Source organism: Streptomyces sp. A01 (assembly GCF_059026195.1).
Genome location: NZ_JBWLKN010000081.1, coordinates 1 through 1,761 on the forward strand (window position 1 = coordinate 1; position 1,761 = coordinate 1,761).

At 72.5% G+C, this 1,761-nt stretch carries 1 protein-coding gene; it reads right to left on the minus strand.

The genetic code is table 11. The features are described 5' to 3' along the window. Positions 1-1,761, minus strand: a 1,761-nt coding sequence (locus tag AC5P1B_RS35585) for a SpnB-like Rossmann fold domain-containing protein (RefSeq protein ID WP_493892176.1), incomplete at both ends; no start/stop codon positions are given.

The following is a 1,761-nucleotide window of genomic DNA, read 5'->3' on the forward strand; positions in this document are numbered from 1 at the left end:
AGTTCACCCCCGCCGCACGCACCTCGATCCGCACCTGACCGGGCGCCAACGGCTCCAGCACCTCCGAGCACGGCACCACGGAGACGTTGTCCAAGGTGGCCGCGCCCACCGTGGCCAGGCGCCAGGCCCGCAACCCGGGCGGCGCCACCAGATCGCCACGGTCCCCGGCGCGGACGAGCCGAGGCACCAGACCCCCCCGCTCGTCCCGTACGGCGAGCTGCGGTTCGTCGGCGCGCACCGCTCGGGTGACCGCTTCCCGCACGCTGTCACCGGACAGTTCGAGTCCCGGGGTGATGTCCAGCAGGACGAGGCGACCCGGGTTCTCCGACTGCGCGCTCCGTACCAGCCCCCAGACCCCGGCGCCGGGTGCGTCAACCCCGTCGTCGGCGCCATCGGCCGCGACCGCTCCGCGCGTGACGAGCACCAACCGGGAGGCGCCCAGTGACGGTGCGGCCAGCCAGCCCCGCACCAGCGCCAAGGCGTCCTCGGCCGCGCGTAGTCCGTCATCGGTGGACGCGACTCCGGTCAGTACGACCGGTGGAGCGGGTTCACCCGCGTCGATCGCGTGCACGAGCGCGCCGACGTCCGGGTAGCAGACCAGGCCCTGGACCACCGGGTCGGTTCCCAGTACCACCCAGTCGCCCTCGCCGATCACGTCCTGTTCCCGGGGTGTACGGCCGTCGACTGGCACCGGCAGCGGTGCCCAGTCCACGCTGAACAGGCCCTGGGCATCGTGGCCACGAGCAGTGGGCGGGTGAGTGGTGTCGGCGGCGCGCATCACGACCGAAGCAGCACTGAGCACCGGAGCGCCCACCGCGTCGGCCAGCGTGACCCGCACTCCACGCTCGCCCGGACCACCCTCCTCGTCGAGGGTCAGCCGGACGCGCACCATGGTCGCGTCGGCGGCCCACAGGGAGACCCCGTTCCATGCGAACGGCAGCCACACTCTCGTCGCCTCCTGCTCGTCGTCGGGCAGGCCGACCAGCAGCGCCGATTGCAAAGCGGCGTCCAGCAGCGCGGGGTGGATACCGAACCCCCCGGGCTCCCCGGCCGCCTCGGGCAGCACGGCCTCCGCCAGCACGTCAGCGCCGTGCCGCCAGGCAGCGCGCAACCCCTGAAACGCCGGGCCGTACGCGTAACCAACCGCGGCGGCTCGTGAGTAGAAGTCGCCGATGTCGATCGGGTCAGCGTCGGCAGGAGGCCACGCCCCGGCCATTTCCTCAGCGGGAGCGGCCGCCTCGGGGCTGAGCACGCCCACCGCGTGACACACCCACTGCGTATCGTCGGACGAACCGCCGTCGTCGTGGCGCGAGTACACCCGTACGTCACGCCGCCCATCGGACCCAGCCGGCCCCACAGCGACCTGAACGCGCACACTTCCCGACTCTGGAACAACCAGCTGCGCCTGCAACGCCAGGTCCTCCACGCCGACGCAGCCGACCTCGTCGGCGGCGCGCAGCGCCCACTCCACCAGCGCCGCGCCCGGCACCAGCACGGTGTCGAGGACCTGGTGATCGGCCAGCCAGCCGGTCCCACCGGTCGCGGACAGCCGACCGGTGAACAAATGACTGTCCGCTGCCGCCTGTTCGATGGCCGCTCCCAGGAGGGGATGCCCAGGGGAGGTCAGACCGAGACTCGCGGGGTTGCTCCCCCCGCTGCTGCGACCGTCCAGCCAGTAGCGGTCGTGTTGGAAGGTGTAGGTGGGGAGGTCGGTGGTGTGGGGTGGGGGGTTGGTGGGGAACCAGGTGGTCCAGTCGACGG